Genomic DNA, 17,209 nt, shown 5'->3' with positions numbered 1-17,209 from the left:
CTGGACGTTAACTGTAATTTAGAAATAGGTTCTATAATACAGAACAAACAATGAAACGTAGAACGCGTTTATGACGCGCCCGGCTAATGGGAGGGTCACTTGCGATCCAAGCTTTGCGAATTGGCCAGCCTTGTTAAAACTGGCATGAAAATCGCGATTCCGGTTGACTATGCAGGTGTCTCGATGGCCATGACCGGAGCGCTTGTCGAAAATGGCGCAAGTGACCTTCATCTGGTTTGCGTACCGACCGGGGGGCTGCAGGCAGATATCCTGATCGGTGCAGGGCTGGTCAAATGTATTGAAACGAGCGCTGTATCGCTGGGTGAGGCCGGTAGTGCGCCGCAGTTCAGTGACGCCGTCAAGCAGGGTGAAGTCGCGATACTCGATTCAACTTGCCCCGCGATTCATGCCGGTTTGATGGCGGCCCAGAAGGGGAGTCCGTTTCTGCCAATACGGGGACTCATTGGCACTGATATATTACGCAATCGGCCCGACTGGCGCCTTATCGAAAATCCTTTCTCGAAGGAGCCTGACCCCATCGTTCTGGTGCCTGCTATCCAGCCGGATGTTGCTATCTTCCATGCTCCAATGGCTGACCGGTTCGGTAATGTTTGGGTGGGGCGTCGCCGGGAATTGGCGGCGATGGCATATGCTTCACGACAAACAATCGTAACTGTCGAAAGGGTTGTAGAGCACAGCTTGCTGAGTGACGAGATCACAGCCGCAGGCACGCTCCCGTCACTCTATGTGACGGGTGTTGCTGTCGCGCCAAAAGGGGCCTGGCCCTACGGTCTGTGGGGAGAATATCCTCCTGATCTTGCAGAGCTGAAACGCTATGCCGGGCTTGCGCGAACCGCTGCCGGGTTCGCGGAATATATCAAGTCGCTTTCTCCGGAGTCTGTGCAATGATGCCAATTCTTGCTCGAGAGACACTGATTTATACAATCGCACAACTTCTTGAAGGTGTCCGACACGTTGCCGTTGGAGCATCGTCTCCCATCCCTGCTGCCGGTGCAATGCTTCGACGTGCGCTCAACAGTCGTGACGGCGGGGAAGCGGTCAAAATCTCGATTCTAGGTTCGGTAGAACATAATTTCTTCACCAACGGTTCCGCAGAGCTTTTTGATTGTGCTGGTCAGGGTCGGATAGATGCCTTTTTTCTGGGCGGTGGACAGATTGACGGGAAGGGCAACATAAATCTTGTCGGTGTTGGTGATTATCCGCAAAGCACTGTGAGGTGGCCTGGTTCCTTTGGCTCCGCCTATCTTTACTTTGTCGTTCCGCGCATCATTCTTTTTCGCGAAGAACACAGCCCACGTGTTCTGGTGAAAGAAGTGGATTTCATAAGTGCGGCGGGTGTCTCCGAAAAGGATGTCTACAGAACCGGCGGGCCATATGCGTTGCTGACGGGCAAGGGGCTTTTCCATTTTGATAAAGAACGTGAAAATTTCCGTCTGACGAGCCTGCACAAAGGACATGAGCTGGCAGACGTTACGGAAGCGACCGGTTTCGACTTCGATCATTCGCCCAGACCAGATTTAACGCCCGATCCTGATCCTTCCATCCTCCAGTTACTGCGAGGGCGTATATTGGACGAACTTAGCGAAACCTATCCAGAATTTGCGACCGAGATGCGCCAGGAAATCGAGATGCTCTCGTCCGATGCATTTGAAATACAGGAAAATTGACATGACGCATAAGCAAGTTTCCAACGGATCTCTTCAAGGCTTGAAAGTCATTGATGCAAGCCGAGTGTTGGGTGGGCCATATGCGGGGCAGATTCTCGCGGATCACGGCGCTGATGTTGTCAAAATCGAGCCACCGGGTGGGGATGAAACCCGTGGATGGGGGCCGCCTTTTCTGGATGATGCGGCAAGCTATTTTCTTGGGCTCAATCGTAACAAACGCGGCATGGCGCTAGATATGTCTAAGTCGGCCGGACAAGAGTTGCTGCTGCATCTGCTTGAGACGGCCGATGTCTTCATTGAAAATTTTAAGAGCGGTACGCTTGAGCGCTGGGGCCTGAACCGTACAGTTCTGACCGAGCGTTTCCCCAAACTCATTCATTGCCGGATATCCGGTTTCGGTAGCGACGGGCCACTGGGCGGCTTGCCCGGCTACGATGCGGCGATCCAGGCGGCTTGCGGCATTATGAGTGTGAACGGTGAAAAGGGTGGGCAGGCCCTGCGTGTCGGTTTGCCGGTGGTCGATATGGTAACTGGCCTGAACGCCGTCATAGGGATTATGATGGCGCTGAATGAACGCGTAACGAGCGGTAAGGGCCAGTTCGTGGAGACGACCCTCTACGATTGCGGCTTTTCTCTTCTTCATCCGCATTTGCCGAATTTCTATCTCTCGGGAAAAGTGGCTGGAACCTCCGGCAATGCGCATCCGAACATATGCCCGTATGACACATTCTTGACCGCAACGGACCCGATCTTTCTTGCAGTCGGCAATAACCGGCAATTCGAGATATTATGCCAGATAATCGGTAAGCCGGATCTGCCTTCAGATGCACGATTTACAAATAACGGGCAGCGGAATCGAAACAGGGACGCCTTGAAGGCTGAACTGGAAAAAGGGTTGGCTGCTTTTGAATGTAAGGCGATCGCGAAGGATTTGATTGAGGCCGGGGTTCCTTGCGGTGCCGTTCGAACAATCGATCAGGTGATCGATGATCCACATACGAAACACCGGGAAATGGTTGTGGATATCGATGATTTTCGCAGTACAGGGAGTCCGATCAAGATGTCACGAACTCCGGCCAGTTATAGACGCAAGCCGCCGCGCTTTGCTCAACATACAAATGAAATTCTTCGCGAGCATGGTGTCGATGTCGAGGACTATCGGGAAGTTTTGCCAGGGATGGAAACGGTTTCACCAATACCGGTAAAAACGATCTAGAGATTTACTGTGAGAGTTACGGCTAGTTTGCGTTCGGGAAACGATAAAGGCAAACAGGACGATTTTGGCAAAGCCGTTTTACGGAAACCGTTCTAGTTTGGTTTATCGGCATTCCGACCACTCCGATACTTCGCTTCAAAATGAGGGAACTAATACAAATGAACGGCGCCGATCTTCTGTGCGAAACCTTGCTGTCAAATGGAATTGACGTCTGTTTTGCCAATCCGGGAACGTCCGAGATGCACTTTGTGGCAGCGTTGGACAGGCAGCCGAAAATCCGGTGCGTACTTGGCCTTTTCGAAGGTGTGGTGACCGGAGCCGCGGACGGGTTCGCCCGTATGGCGGATAGGCCGGCGGCTACTCTGCTGCATCTGGGACCGGGGTTGGCGAATGGTCTTGCCAATCTGCACAATGCCCGCCGTGCTTTCACGCCGATAGTCAATGTCGTTGGAGATCATGCGACACAGCACCTTGCCTACGACGCCCCGCTGACTTCCGATATAGAGTCACTGGCGCGCCCGATGTCGGGCTGGGTTGGAAGAGCTCAATCGGCGGATGATGTGGGGCGGCAGACGGCACGTGCGATTACAGAAGCCAATAGGGCGCCCGGCGCCATCTCCACCCTTATCCTTCCCGCTGACGCTGCATGGGGAGAGGTGCACAGCAAAGTGCCGGGGAAAGCATCAAGAATTCCGGCTGACCAACCGGACTCTGACAAGATAAATGAGGCCGCGCAGGCTTTGCGCGCAGGAAAGAATACAACCATTCTCGTTTCGGGAATAGCGCTAAGGGCGGAAAATCTCGAAACGCTGAGCCGGATTGCCTCGATGAGCGGTGCGCGGCTGATGGCACAGCAATCGAATAGCAGGATACAGCGCGGTGCAGGACGTGTCGCCGTTGATCGAGTGCCTTTTGCCATCGATAAAGCGATTGAAACTTTCGCCGAGACGCAGCAGATTATCCTGATAGGTGCAAAGGCGCCCGTAGGCTTCTTTGCTTATCCTGGCAAGCCGAGCAGTATGCTGCCCGTTGGCTGCGTGGTTCTCGATATGGCATCAAATGATCAGGATTTGAAGGCCGCAATCGCTATGCTTGCCGACGAACTCGGGATCAACGCAACGACCAGCGCCATTGTTGCAATGCGTGAAAAGCCCTCCATGCCAGATGGGACACTGACGCCTGAAGCGATTTCGATCGCGCTGGCCCACCACATGCCGGAAAATTCGATTATATGTGATGAATCCGTTTCGTCGGGCCGGGATTTTTTCCGACATACATACGGTGCAGAACCCCATGATTTTCTGCAACTCACTGGAGGTTCAATCGGGATAGGGTTGCCTCTGGCTGTGGGCGCATCCATTGCTTGCCCAGATCGTAAAGTGATCACCCTACAGGCGGATGGCAGCGGCATGTATACGGTACAGGCGCTCTGGACCCAGGCACGGGAGAGGCTTGATGTTCTGACCATTGTTTATGCGAACCAGCGCTATAACATTCTGCATGGTGAGCTTAAGCAGGTGGGGGCAGGGGTTGCAGGTTTCAACGCAAGCCGAATGCTTGATCTGGTCGATCCAACGCTTGATTGGGTCGGTCTGGCCAACGGCATGGGCGTCGAGGCTGTTCGCGTGGATACCGTGGCGGGATTTGAGAACGCACTAATGACTGCGTGCCAGCAAAAAGGGCCTTTCCTGATTGAAGCCATTATCTGAATCTTTAAGAGCGCCCGATTCCACAGAAGTGGTCGGGCGCTCTATCTCTTTGTTTTTACGCGCTATCCGACGTAAAAATGCTTCGCACTTTTGCTGCAAATGCTTCAGATTCAGCATAATTTGTCAGCAATATAGACAATCTCACTGGTGAGCGGCGCAGAATCTACGCCTTATATGACATCCTGCACATCACGAAAGATAAGTTATGAGGCTGGGGCTTGTTCGAAATGGGCGAAAAGAGCGTTTGCGGAAAACACACCATTGCTTGTCACCACACCAGATATGAGGTGAGGCGGGGTGACGTCGAAAGCTGGATACCAGCCTTTTGCTAGCGGCGAAGCTGTCCGTTGGCCAAGACAATGGAGGCTCTCCTCCGGGTTTCTGTCTTCCATGGGCACGTCGGCGTCTGTCGGTGTATTGCGGTCAGGGCTCTGTACCATGGCAAAGTAGGGAAGGCCAAAATGCTGTGCCGCGATTGCAAGTTGCAATGTACCAACCTTGTTGACGACGTGGCCGGACATGGTAACCCTGTCGGCTGCCGTCATCAGCCGTGCGACGTTGCCGCGCGCCATTGCCCAAGCGCCCATATTGTCGGTAATGACAGTTACCTCGAAATCCATTTCCGCAAGGCTGTGAGCGGTAAGCCGCGCCCCTTGCAGATAGGGACGGGTTTCGGAGCAAATGAAGCTGACCTGTTTGCCTGCGCGCCTGACGGCTGCAGCTGTTTCGATAATAGTTGCTTCTGCCCAGCAGTGGGTGAGCACGCTGTCACCATCGGCGATCACACTTGCGCCATGAATCCCGAGACGTCTGGCTGTCGCACGACGTTTATTCCAAACACGCTCGATGGCGGCCTCGAACTGACCAAGAAAATCATCGGCGCCAGCGAAGGTTTCTGTATCGGCCAACAACACCCTGACGACATTGGCGATATGATCATTGGTCGCTCTGGTCGCAATCAGGCGCGCACCGGCGCGTCGCATCAGATCAAGCCGGTTCTGCTCACTGGAAAGGAGTTGTGCTTCGCGCGCGGCCAGAACCATGCCTGCACTGGCGGCATAGAAAGGCCCCCCGCTCTGTGTCACCATCTGTTCGATCGCGATCGCCACGTCGTCTACCGTGCGGCAGACCACGAAGGACTTTTCGAACGGGAAGACTCGCCTATCGAGGATGCGCACGCAGTCGGGCTCCAGGATGACGTTCTCGCGCATTATGGTGGGCAAAGTGATGGAATGCATATTTCCTCCAGGACGTTGAGGCCTCGGTGATGATTGACAATCATCCTATTCAATCTGGTTCAACATGTCCGTCCAGTAATGGAATTAACATAATTAAATACATAATTTCAATATTAAAATTTAAACTAGGGTACCGCATCGGCAGCGCGTCGCCAATCCTGGGCTTCTGCGTATCTGGCGCGCAAGTAATCCATAAGTTCGGTGAAAGCTTCCTCGGTCGTGCGCTGGTTTCGGCTATAGACCCCCAGCAAGATGCGTTTGTGAAAGCCAGCAATCAGCATGCGATCACGGAACTTGAATACCACCATATTGGCAGGTGGAATCAGCACTTCGAGCAAGCCCTGAAGAAAGAAGCTATAGACACCATTACCCGTTGCCTGAGCCAATGCTTGATGAAAGCGCACATCGGCGGCGCAGAACTCGACATCGCTGATGGTGGCGTCTTCCTGCAATACCAGTTCCCTTTCAAGCGCGGCAAGGTCTTCGTCCGTGCGGCGCTGGATTGCGTATTTCAAGCACAGAAGCCCCGTATCATGGCGAAATTCGGCAATATCGATCAGTGAAAACGAACCGAGGCTCGAAAGAAGCATCATGATGCCGACCATGTTCTCGCGGGTCTGATCAAAGCTTGGTCGGTTGACGAATATGCCGCCCCCTGGTCCACGCTTGGAGCGGATCAGATGTTGGGCAGCAAGTCGCTTCAGGGCTTCGCGAATTGTAGGGACCGATACACCGTAATGTTCAGCCAGATCGCCCTCTGTCGATAGGCGTTCATCGATCTTCAGCTCGCCATTAAGGATGCTGTCGCGGATATCATCCGCGATTTGCCGCGTGATCTGCCGCGGTGTCTGGGGGGCTTCCGTTTCCGGAAGAGGTTTGATGTCGGTCATGGTTCCTTTTCCCGGATGTGTCATGCCAGCATAATGCAATATCTGGCAGTTGTAGACAACATATGTTGACGGTCAAATCGCAAATTGTAATATGATAATTAAATGGGGGATGGGGATAATCAGAGATTGCTTCTCATGAAGCGAGCTTCCGGGAGTGGTCGAGATTTCCTGATGAGGAACAACCTCATGGCCTGCCCGTGAAGCATATCCCGAAAAGCGTGAGGCGGTTTTCGGGACAAGATAGCCACATTAGCAAAGAGATTGGGCATTTCTGATGATCTATTTAAACCGGAAATGCTCCAGGACGATATATGAGGCGCTTGCGGGCGACCGCAGCTCCAATCGAGAGTTTTTTCCGAGAGGGAGACGGCATGACTGATAGGACGATCACGACAACTGCGATCGCATTCAATGAACACACGCTTAAGGCTTATCTTGGTTCGACGCCTCGGCTGAATGCGGTGTTTGATGAAGCGGTTGAAGATCTGCTTGTCGATGAGATCGGCGATGGCAATCTGAATTTCGTGTTTTTCGTGCGTGGCGAGAAGGCAGCGTTGGCGCTCAAACAGGCGCTCCCCTATTCGCGCATGTCTGGTGGTTCGCGTTCATTGACATGCGAGCGTCTGGCTTTTGAAACCAAAGCACTGAGGATATTTGCGCAGCTCGCACCAGATCATGTTCCGGTGGTCCATCACTATGATGCCGAAAAATCGTTGATGGCACAGGAGTTTCTCTCGCCGCATATCATCATGCGCAAGGGCATGGTCGATGGCGTGGTTTATCCTCATTTTGCCGATCATATTTCAACTTATCTGGCCCGTTGTCTGTACGGGACGTCGGATTTTGCGCTGGATGCGACGCGGAAGCGCGAACTGGTGGCTGATTTTGCGCGCAATATCGAACTGTGTGAAATCACCGAACGGCTGATCTTCACGGAGCCCTTTGTTCGCTCCACCAATAACAGATGGACGAGTCCGGCTTTGGATGCGCATGTCGAACGCATTCAGTCTGACACAGTATTGAAACTCCGCGTGGCGGAATTGAAGCAAAAATTTCTGACAAGAACCGATGCGCTGCTCCACGCAGACCTGCATTCCGGGTCGATTATGCTGACGGAGAGAGATACAAAGGTCATCGATCCAGAATTTGCAGTGTTCGGCCCAATGGGGTTCGATATTGGCATTCTGATCGGCAACCTGCTGCTTAACTATTTCGCCCAATCCGTTTATGAGCTATCTGGAGGCGATCGCACAGGCTATCGTCAGCATATTCTGGCTATGGTCCAGGATGTCTGGTCTGGCTTTGTTTCGAAGTTCTCCCTGCTCTGCCAAGAGCCATCCGATGCAGGCATCTTTTCCAGTTCCGCTTATGACCCGTCGATTGAAGGTATGAGTCAGGCACGCGATGCTTTCGTTCACTCCTATCTCGACGAAGTCCTGCGCGACACCATCGGTTATGCTGCGGTTGAGATGATCCGGCGCACCATCGGTCCAGCCCATACGCTCGACTATGAACTTATCACGGATCAAGCACTTCGGGCGAAAAGTGAAGCCGTTGTTCTTGCTTGTGCCACAGGTATGTTGGCACGACCGTTTTCGATCCGCACGATAAATGACGTGTGTTGCTTCGGTCAGGAGTGTGAGGCGCTATAGTTGGAATGGCCTAACTGTCATTTACCAGGGACTGAAACACACGGCGAACCGTAGCTTCCAGTTCTGTTGCACGATGGCCGACATGCTCGATCAAAGAAAGAATTCGTGATTCCGGTGGCTGGCCGAATGGCAGGCACTTCAGGTGCTCTGCGAGTGGAGGGGACAAGAGACGCTGCGGAATGACTGAAACTCCAAAGCCCTGAGAGACCAGTTGCTCTATCGTATCGAGGGAGTCGATTTCCATGCCGTCGGTGGGGTAAATGGCTTGTATCTGCAAGTCTGCTGCGATCTTCTGCCCCAGCCATGCACGTTTATTAAATGCGATGAAAGGCAACGCTGTTACGAGTTCTACGGCTGAGGTTACATGTTTCAACGATTGCGGGCCAACGATGAAAAGCGGTTCTCGCGCGATCTCGGTAACATTCAGCTCCGGCATTTCCGTGCTAGGAGAGGTGATCAGTGCGAAATCTATTTCGCGCCGCAGCACGGCTGTAGCCAACTCGCCGGACAGGCCGGATTTGATATTGATCTGAAGATCGGGAAAGACGTCCCGCAAACGGCTGATTACGCGGGGCAGAATACGTGTCAGGGTTGTCGGAACAAAGCCGATCGTGATCGACTTCGCGATATCCATGCCCTTTGCAATTCTCCGGATGCGCTCTTCCAATTCCAGAATCTCTTGCGCAATCTCGGCAATAGCAAACCCTTCGACCGTCAAGGTTGGCGGCCGCGTGGTACGATTGAAAAGATTGATCCCAAGCTCCTGCTCCAGCCGAAGCATCTGAATGCTTACGGCTGAAGGGCTGAGCCCGATCTGATCTCCGGTTGAAGCAAAACTTTGTTGCTTCAGGAACGTCACAACGGTTCTGAGTTGGCGGATATTCATGCAGTGAGGCTCTCTGGAGAAGAGTTATCGTGAATATTTGTCATGATAAAATGCACTTCTTTAAACTGGCAACACTTCTTTTCAGTATCTAGAATGCACGCATGATGAATTCATCCCACACAGATCCAGTTTCCACCGGCCCTCTCCACGGCGTCAGAGTACTTGACCTGTCCCGCATTCTTGCAGGACCGACATGTACGCAATTGCTCGGCGATATGGGGGCGGACATCCTCAAGATCGAGCGACCACAAGAAGGGGACGACACACGAAGCTGGGGCCCCCCGTTTGTCACGGGTCCGGATGGCGCTTCAACACGGGAAAGTGCTTATTATCTATGCGCCAATCGTAACAAAAGATCGCTTGCCCTCGATATTGCCAATCCCGATGATGTGACGAAGCTTCGAAAGCTTGTCAGAGAATGCGATATTGTGGTGGAAAATTTCAAAGTCGGCGGCCTGCGTAAATACGGGCTGGACTATGAGAGTTTGATTAAGGACAAGCCGGATCTCATTTATTGTTCGATCACTGGTTTTGGTCAGACCGGTCCGAATGCGGCTAAACCCGGTTATGATTTGCTGGCTCAGGCTTATGGTGGGATCATGAGCCTGACTGGTGAACCTTCTGGGGAGCCGATGAAAGTCGGCGTCGGTGTTGCGGATGTTGTCTGCGGTCTTTATGCCGCCACCGCTATCCTGGCTGCATTGCGCCATCGTGACCAGACCGGTGTCGGCCAGCACATCGATATTGCGCTCGTCGATTCACAGATATCCTGGCTTGTGAATGCGGGTACCTACTATCTGTTGACCGGCAACGCACCGGCAAGATATGGCAACCAACATCCGAATATCGTTCCTTATCAGGTTTTTGAAGTTGCCGATGGGCATGTCGTGGTTGCAGCGGGCAATGACCGCCAATATCGGAGCTTTTGCGATATCATTGAGCGGCCTGATCTGGCAACCGATGCCCGTTTCGAAACCAATGCGGCTCGTATTGAAAACCGTGAGGTGCTGATTAAGCTTCTTGAGAGAGAGCTGAAATCCATTTCCAGACAAAGGCTGGTCGATGGCATGGAGGGCGCCGGTGTTCCCGGCGGTCCCATCAATACGCTTTCAGATGTGTTCGCTTCGGATCAGGTGGAAAGCCGGGGGATGAAGATTTCAGTTCCCTATCCGACGTCACATTCCGGCCATGTGAGCCTGATCGGCAATCCCATAAAGTTCAGCCATACGCCGGTTACTTATCGCCGGGCGCCGCCGACCTGCGGGGAACACACGAACGAAATTCTTGAGCAATTCGGCCTGATGGATTCAGAGCCGCAGCCGACTATGGAATGAGGAGGATAACATGATTGCCGCAACCCCGATTACAAGCGATTTGATGGCCGCAGCCCGCGACCTTGCGGAAAATGAGTTTCGGCCATTGGCGGCAGAAATAGACCGAACCGAAGCCTATCCATGGCAGAATGTGGAAAAGCTTGCAAAAGCTGGCTTTATGGGGATGACCCTTCCCAAGGAATTTGGCGGTCGTGGATTGAGCTATGCCGATGCGGTTGTGGTGATCGAGGAAATGTCACGTTGCTGTGGGGCAATGGGGCGGATCACTGTCGAAGCCAATATGGGAGCGATTGGCGCGATCATGCGCTACGGCTCCGACAAGCAGAAACATCTTGCCAGCGAACTTGTTTTGGCAGGTGACAAGCCAGCGATTTGCATAACAGAACCGGCCGCAGGCAGTGCTGCCACTGAAATGACCACGACTGCGATCAAAACGGGTGACAAATATATCATCAATGGCAAGAAGCATTGGATCACTGGCGGAGGTGTGTCACGGTTGCATCTCGTCTTTGCCCGTCTGGTCGAAGGAGGTCAATCAAAGGGCATTGCCGGATTTATTGCCGTTAGGGACAAGACGCCAGGTCTGGTGATCGGCAAGCGAGAGCCAGCCATGGGGCTTCGCGGAATACCTGAAACAGAAATTCTGTTCGAAGATATGGAAATCGGCGAGGATATGATCGTCATTCCGCCGGAGGGTATAAAGCGGGGCTTTGCAGGCCTGATGCGTGCCTATAATTCTCAACGTGTCGGTGCAGGCACAGTCGCATTGGGCATCGCCCAGGGCGCTTATGAGCACGCTGTCACCTATGCACAACAGCGAGAGCAATTCGGGCGCCCCATTGCTGAATTCCAGGGGCTGCAATGGATGATCGCGGATATGTCGATTTCAATAGCTGCTGCACGCGGGTTGCTCCGGTCCGCCGCAGGGACTCTGGATGATGGATTCCCGGAGATCTGTGCCGCAGCGCAGGCCAAAATTCTCGCTGCCGAAGCAGCGCAGTCAGTAACTAGTGCCGCACTCCAGATTCATGGTGCCATGGGTTATTCTCGTAACCTGCCACTGGAGCGCATGGTGCGTGATGCTCGCATGTTCAGCATAGCTGGTGGCACCGCACAGATTCTGCGCACACAGGTGGCCGGTGTGGTTATGGGAATGAAGACACCGCAAACGCGGGATGGGTATCTGCAAAAGGAGGCGCTGCCAGCCCGGCAGGATGCCCCGCTCAATGTTGCAAGTGCCATGTGAGGATCGCACCGTGAGACAATTTGAAAATTCAGACGGGCTCGCCTTTACGGCGACATCAAGCGATAGCGCTACCGCATTCAGCAATTTTACTTCTGCCTATATGGGCTTTCGCCGCGACACAGGCGGTCTAATCAAGGCGCTGACAGAAAGTGACCCCGATATGCCTATGGCGCGATGTGCCAAAGGCTATCTTGCCAAGCTGATCGGCAGTTCAAATCATTCGGCAAGAGCGAAGGTCATTTCCAGCGAGATGGGTGAGTTACTCAATCAAACTGGCGCAAATGATCGCGAGCGCGCGCATGCCGCTGCACTGGCGCATTGGTGTGCTGGCGATCTTGAAAAGGCGACAGGGGTATGGGAAGGGATATTGCTCGATCATCCTCTGGATGGTCTTGCTTTGCGTCTAGCACATTTTACGCATTTCTATTCCGGTGATCCACGCAGGATGCGTGATTCCATGGCGCGTATCCTGCCGCTCTGGTCTCGCGACCATCGAGATTATGGCTTCCTGCTTGGAATGTATGCCTTTGGTCTTGAGGAAAACGGCGAATATTTCTCTGCGGAGAAATACGGTCGGATGGCAGTCGAGCGAAATCCAGCGGATGCATGGTCCGTGCATTCGGTAGCCCACGTTCTGGAGATGACTGAAAGAACGGAAGAAGGCATCGAGTGGGTCATGGGTCTCGAAGACAGTTGGTCTTCCGTCAACAATTTCCGGTTCCACCTCTATTGGCACCGGTGTCTCTATCATCTGGAACGCGGTGAATTCCAGACGGTATTGCGGTTGTATGATGAGCAGATTGTATCGGATATCGAGTCGGATTTTTATCTCGACATTTGCAATGCATCGTCGTTGTTGTGGCGACTGGAAATGTTCGGCATTGATATAGGCAAACGTTGGGAATCGCTTCTGGATGTCGCGCGTCGCCATGTCAACGATACAGACTTGATTTTCGTGTCGCTCCACTATCTCATGGCGCTTATTGCTGGCGGCGATCGCGAAGCGGCCGACCGAATGATCTCAAACATAACGGAATGGTCGACACTGGACGGTACGCAGGCCCAAATCTGCGCGGAGTCCGGGCTAGCGCTTGCAAAAAGCCTGAAACTGGTTCGGGCTAGCCGCTTTGGCGAGGCTGTGGCGACTATGGAACCGGTTCGTTACAAGCTGGACCGGATTGGGGGTAGTCGGGCGCAACGAGATGTATTTCATATGATCCTGCTCGATGCAGCCAAATCCAGCAGCGACACACTGCGTGCAAGGGCACTCTTCGCAGAACGTCTCGGCCATAAGGCGCATTCGAGCTGGTCGTGGACTGGTTATGGAGAAGTTCTCAGCACGCTTGGTCAGAACGAACAGGCGCAGTTGGCACGTGCAAGGGCCGCATCGATAATTGTGAAATCATGATAAGCCACCCGATAACCACGGACCGGAACTGAACTTGACGATCATGGCCCGCTAGCGTTCGCAGCCGAACAAACCTGATATATTTAGAGTGCCGGATCAGCCCAATATGGTTCGGTAGATGGATTCCATACGGTCCGACTGGAAAACAGCAGGTAGTGTTGGCTGTTGAATGTTCTTGATAACTTCAATGATGAGGGGCGACGCGAAGGTTCCGTTGCAATGAATCTGCTTTGGATGAAGGTTGGCTTATCTCTGGACGCACTTATGCTGCGATCGCCTTCCAGATCGCTGTGATAGATCAACAACGGCTCGAGAATAGTGCGCCCTGCATGGCGTCCTCTGGCCAACGGTCGAGGCGGTTCCTTATCAGCGACTTGTCATCATTGAGGGCACTGGTGAACTCTATTGCTCTTCCCCCAGCAGAACACAGTTGTGTGCCGTCGATCACGTCAATTTAACGAAACGCCCGAAGCTGTTCAGACAAACCGAGCCACCTCTCATCCCAGCCTGGAAATGGCGAGGAGTTGGAAGCCGATAGCCGCGCCGGGGCTTTTCCTAACTGACGTGCTCCGTTTAAAATGGGCCGGTATTTCTGTTTGTTTTGGGGCACGATGTTCTTCACGATTGGCTTTTGGCTTACAACTACGCTAAGTAGCTCAAAGCACTGCGCTTCAAAGCGCCTTTCGAGGCTATTCAGCAGATTAGGGGCGGAAAGCCGAAAATACTCACCCGAAAGTCAAGCCATCACATGTTGGAACTAAACACCTTGGCCGACGACACAGACCATTTTTCGGAAAGCGTTCTCCCATATCTGCGGAGCGGATCCTCAATAATCTGATATGAAAACTCAGACAATCCCAGCGAAATCGCGATGACAGCTAAAAGCCCGAGAATTTGACCGAAACTTTGCCCCTCACCAAGAATTAGGCCATCCTCAATCAAGAAGTGATGTACCACAGCTATAACCGGCATATGTACCAAATATAAAGAATAGGATCTGGTTCCGACATATTCTGCCGATCTTCTAAACGAAGGTCTGGAGGTAAGCAGACTCTGATGCCCCGAGGCGATAAAAACTATTAAGCCTGCAACGACCGCGACCAGCCCCATATAATGAGGCATTACAGATGGTTGGGACACTGCGATCAATGCCACGATTGCCAGTCCCAACAGAGCTTGCCATGCCCGCCTGGGCACTGCGGATCTTAATATATTCACCTTTTCAGCGTAGAAATGGATGATCAGGGCCACCACTACTCCGTAGAGTAGGGCATCCGTTCTGATAAACCACAATAATTGTCCCCATGGCCGAATGGTACAGCTCTGCCAGATAGCCAAAGCGAGGAAGGGTAGAATAAGTATTCTACGATTAGGGACGATAAAAATTAAGATAGGCATAAATATATAAAACTGCTCTTCCAGTGAAAGACTCCAGTAATGCCAAAGGGCTGTCGGTTTACAATTAATTGCTTCAAAATTTGCACAATAGTAAATGTAAATATTCTGTAAATTAGCTAAAGAAAAAATCCAGTTTTCAGAATTATACCTCGATAATTCAGATCTTCTGAATATATAATTATATTCGCGACGATCAGATAGCATGTTGACCAGAATATAGCTGCCGGCCATATTCGAAATATACGTCGTAGCCAGAATTTTGGCGCGTAGACAGAAAACCTCGTCTGCGAACCGATTGATCGCATCAAACCCGCTGTTATTAGAAATCCGGAAATACTGAAAAAAAGATCGACGCCTCCGCCAAGCCAGAACACCGAGAGTGCGGGCTTCCAAGTTATAAATAGGCCATCCAAATGAGCTACAAAGGTGATAGCTATAGCATAACCCCGCAGCGCTTCGATATCACTGTTTTTCTGCAAAGAATCCCTACCCCTAATTTAGTGTATTAGATGAGTTAGGTAATAGGGATTGCGCAGTCGGTCCATATATTTTCTTATTCTTAATACTAGCGTTCAATGAGTATGACCGGTGTGTGCCCATTCTTGCAATCCGATAAATATGATGGCCTTGAGTTGTGCCAGCTTATCAATGGCCTGAGCAGCACTCAACAGTATGGTTATATCGGGCACAATTGGCGAAAGGCTCGATGGTCAAGTGCAGTTCATTCATGAGCACACAGGCGTACAAGCGCCCGCATTCATCGCAAGCTGATAGGTGATCTGCGGCAGTTCAATAAAGCCACGATCCTTGTCGGATTTATCAGCGATATGATCCCGGACAGTCCTGACCGTACTGGGTCGATCCCGTTCCCGAAGTGAGCAGCTGAAGGAGAAAGCACATTTATATTTTCAATACCAACAAAATGTCTGCGGCGTATTTGGGTTGGCCACCGCGTAGCTTTCAGCACGCCGCAGACCATAGGCAACGTGCCGCTTCATTCAGCCAAATAATTGAGCCTTGTCGACGCAAGGTTTCTTTGTACGCCGCCTCGTTGGTCATCCTGATAATGCGAAAAGCGGCTCGCTACTAGATCAGAACTGATCCCGCAACAGGGTCACGCCGGCCCGAAACGGGGAGAGGTTATTTCCAACAGTGCAAATATCCACCGGCGGCATTGAATGCTTCATCACACGAGCTGTGCTTCGACCGGTTTCAATGCCGTCGCCGACGTAGGAAAATCGCCACTATCGCCAGTCCCCGGGGATTTCGAGACATTCATCCATGGACGTTCAATGAAGCGATAGGCCAGTGCAGCAACAAGCACCGTTGTAACAGCGATACACACTCCCATAGCCAAACGGGCCTCGATGGAAGCGAACGCGGGAGAAGTATATATAGTCTGGATGCCGGGATAGAGAACAAGATACTGCACGAGATATATGCTGTAGCTGATGGTGCCTAGCGTTTGAAGAGGCGCCCAGCGCAACCAGCGAGGGGCGCCGAAAACTACCCCAAAAAATATGATTGTAGTCAAAGCGAGTTTGATGGGGGTCCAAAACCCGGGAAGCCAGAAAACGAGGGCGATTGCGGGCAAGGAAGCGAGCAAGAATGCTTTGCTGAATACGGCGGACATTCGGTCTTTCAGCAGGGCCGCGACTATACCAGGCAGGAAGAAAGGCCAAATAACCTGCTCATTTTGAATGTAAAAATCACGTAGGAGGAGAATGGACACGGCCGCCATTATAGCGAACCGCCCCATTGTGCTTTCGCGGTATAGATAGTAGCCCGGAACGAGAAGCATGTAGAAGGCCCACTCATAGCTCAGCGTCCAGGTTATCCCAATGAGAGACATCATATTGATGTCGCGGAATGTTATCGTGTCAGTTTTCCAAAAGCCGAAGGAAAAAACGTCCACAATCTCAAGAGCCATTTGCCGAGCCGGAATTGTGATGTGCCATGAATAGTAAAATGCCATGGCGAGCGCTACTCCAACCACTGCACAATAAAGCGGCAAGATTCGACGCATTCTGCCAATATAGAATGCCTTTGTTTCCAGCCGTCCGCTCAGCGCTTTTTCGGTAAAAAGGAAGGCAGTCAGCGCAAAGAACATTTGAACCCCGAGGATGCCCAAGTGGTTGCCAAAGACGGGGTTCGCGTAGCCGAGGAATTCAGACATGTACTGATTAATGTGGCATGCGACGACACCGACCGCAGCGAGCGCCCGCATCGCGTCCAGCGCTTGGTTTCGTCCTGCAGGTGTTTCGTGCCCAATCAAGGCCCGTGCGATCGGTGCGACGAGGAATGTTGCAAGATAAACCGCTGCGATAATAGTGGATTGCCACAGAATAAATTCCATACCACTGTCTATATCTGGCAACTCGGTTGTCAAGTATTGAAATACGGAGGAGAAGGTTCCCCGGCCCATTTGTTCTTGAATGGAGAATAGATTCAGAATCCGCCATCTACTTTGCGGCGCCTTCCGTGTTGCAATTCACTCTGATCAAAAGGAAATTGTGAGGTAGGTGACTTGATGCTTTTATCGAC

The 17,209-nt window shown here is 52.3% G+C and carries 14 protein-coding genes; 8 read left to right on the top strand and 6 right to left on the bottom strand.

Annotated elements, in window-relative coordinates:
* Nucleotides 1-120 precede the first annotated feature (120 nt).
* The 4 genes from ACYSN1_RS11675 to ACYSN1_RS11660 all read left to right on the top strand — a co-directional run bounded on the left by ACYSN1_RS11675 (nt 121) and on the right by ACYSN1_RS11660 (nt 4,613).
* Nucleotides 121-909: a CoA transferase subunit A gene (locus tag ACYSN1_RS11675; RefSeq protein ID WP_461725884.1), complete on the top strand. Its 789-nt coding sequence runs from the start codon at nt 121-123 to the stop codon at nt 907-909.
* On the top strand, nt 906-1,688 hold the full coding sequence (locus tag ACYSN1_RS11670; protein ID WP_461725798.1) for a CoA-transferase: 783 nt from the start codon (nt 906-908) through the stop codon (nt 1,686-1,688). Before ACYSN1_RS11675 ends, ACYSN1_RS11670 begins: the two co-directional genes overlap by 4 nt.
* Before the next feature lies 1 nt (nt 1,689).
* Complete coding sequence (locus tag ACYSN1_RS11665; RefSeq protein ID WP_461725797.1) at nt 1,690-2,904, top strand: CaiB/BaiF CoA transferase family protein; 1,215 nt, start codon at nt 1,690-1,692, stop codon at nt 2,902-2,904.
* A 158-nt stretch (nt 2,905-3,062) separates the two neighbouring features.
* Nucleotides 3,063-4,613 carry an acetolactate synthase large subunit gene (locus tag ACYSN1_RS11660; RefSeq protein WP_461725796.1) on the top strand — a complete coding sequence of 517 codons (1,551 nt, stop codon included), beginning with the start codon at nt 3,063-3,065 and terminating at the stop codon, nt 4,611-4,613.
* Nucleotides 4,614-4,816: 203 nt separating this feature from the next.
* Here the strand turns inward: ACYSN1_RS11660 and ACYSN1_RS11655 are convergent, their stop codons facing one another.
* Complete coding sequence (locus ACYSN1_RS11655) at nt 4,817-5,851, bottom strand: translation initiation factor eIF-2B alpha/beta/delta subunit family protein (RefSeq protein WP_461725795.1); 1,035 nt, start codon at nt 5,849-5,851, stop codon at nt 4,817-4,819.
* 125 nt (nt 5,852-5,976) lie between these two features.
* Nucleotides 5,977-6,741: a FadR/GntR family transcriptional regulator gene (locus ACYSN1_RS11650; RefSeq protein WP_461725794.1), complete on the bottom strand. Its 765-nt coding sequence runs from the start codon at nt 6,739-6,741 to the stop codon at nt 5,977-5,979.
* A gap of 371 nt (nt 6,742-7,112) precedes the next feature.
* Here ACYSN1_RS11650 and mtnK point away from each other — a divergent pair, with 371 nt between their 5' ends.
* On the top strand, nt 7,113-8,393 hold the full coding sequence (gene mtnK / locus ACYSN1_RS11645) for an S-methyl-5-thioribose kinase (protein ID WP_461725793.1): 1,281 nt from the start codon (nt 7,113-7,115) through the stop codon (nt 8,391-8,393).
* A gap of 10 nt (nt 8,394-8,403) precedes the next feature.
* Here mtnK and ACYSN1_RS11640 read toward each other — a convergent pair whose 3' ends face one another.
* Nucleotides 8,404-9,279 (bottom strand): LysR substrate-binding domain-containing protein, encoded by an 876-nt coding sequence (locus tag ACYSN1_RS11640; RefSeq protein WP_105543961.1) that lies wholly within the window; start codon nt 9,277-9,279, stop codon nt 8,404-8,406.
* A gap of 101 nt (nt 9,280-9,380) precedes the next feature.
* Between ACYSN1_RS11640 and ACYSN1_RS11635 the strand changes: the two genes are divergently transcribed.
* The 3 genes from ACYSN1_RS11635 to ACYSN1_RS11625 are packed head-to-tail and all read left to right on the top strand — an operon-like array spanning nt 9,381 to nt 13,267.
* Nucleotides 9,381-10,613 (top strand): CaiB/BaiF CoA transferase family protein, encoded by a 1,233-nt coding sequence (locus ACYSN1_RS11635; protein ID WP_461725792.1) that lies wholly within the window; start codon nt 9,381-9,383, stop codon nt 10,611-10,613.
* 10 nt (nt 10,614-10,623) lie between these two features.
* Entirely contained in the window at nt 10,624-11,859 is a 1,236-nt protein-coding gene (acdA, locus tag ACYSN1_RS11630; protein WP_461725791.1) for a 3-sulfinopropanoyl-CoA desulfinase, read from the top strand.
* Nucleotides 11,860-11,869: 10 nt separating this feature from the next.
* Complete coding sequence (locus ACYSN1_RS11625) at nt 11,870-13,267, top strand: tetratricopeptide repeat protein (RefSeq protein ID WP_461725790.1); 1,398 nt, start codon at nt 11,870-11,872, stop codon at nt 13,265-13,267.
* Nucleotides 13,268-14,011: 744 nt separating this feature from the next.
* Here the strand turns inward: ACYSN1_RS11625 and ACYSN1_RS11620 are convergent.
* The 3 genes from ACYSN1_RS11620 to ACYSN1_RS11610 all read right to left on the bottom strand — a co-directional run bounded on the left by ACYSN1_RS11620 (nt 14,012) and on the right by ACYSN1_RS11610 (nt 17,021).
* Nucleotides 14,012-14,896 (bottom strand): acyltransferase family protein, encoded by an 885-nt coding sequence (locus ACYSN1_RS11620; protein ID WP_461725789.1) that lies wholly within the window; start codon nt 14,894-14,896, stop codon nt 14,012-14,014.
* Nucleotides 14,782-15,078 carry an acyltransferase family protein gene (locus tag ACYSN1_RS11615; protein WP_461725883.1) on the bottom strand — a complete coding sequence of 99 codons (297 nt, stop codon included), beginning with the start codon at nt 15,076-15,078 and terminating at the stop codon, nt 14,782-14,784. Before ACYSN1_RS11615 ends, ACYSN1_RS11620 begins: the two co-directional genes overlap by 115 nt.
* 773 nt (nt 15,079-15,851) lie before the next feature.
* Nucleotides 15,852-17,021 carry an acyltransferase family protein gene (locus ACYSN1_RS11610; RefSeq protein WP_461725788.1) on the bottom strand — a complete coding sequence of 390 codons (1,170 nt, stop codon included), beginning with the start codon at nt 17,019-17,021 and terminating at the stop codon, nt 15,852-15,854.
* Nucleotides 17,022-17,209: the final 188 nt, after the last annotated feature.

The organism is Brucella sp. LJL56, assembly GCF_054871705.1.
This window is presented reverse-complemented; position numbering and strand designations above follow the sequence as displayed.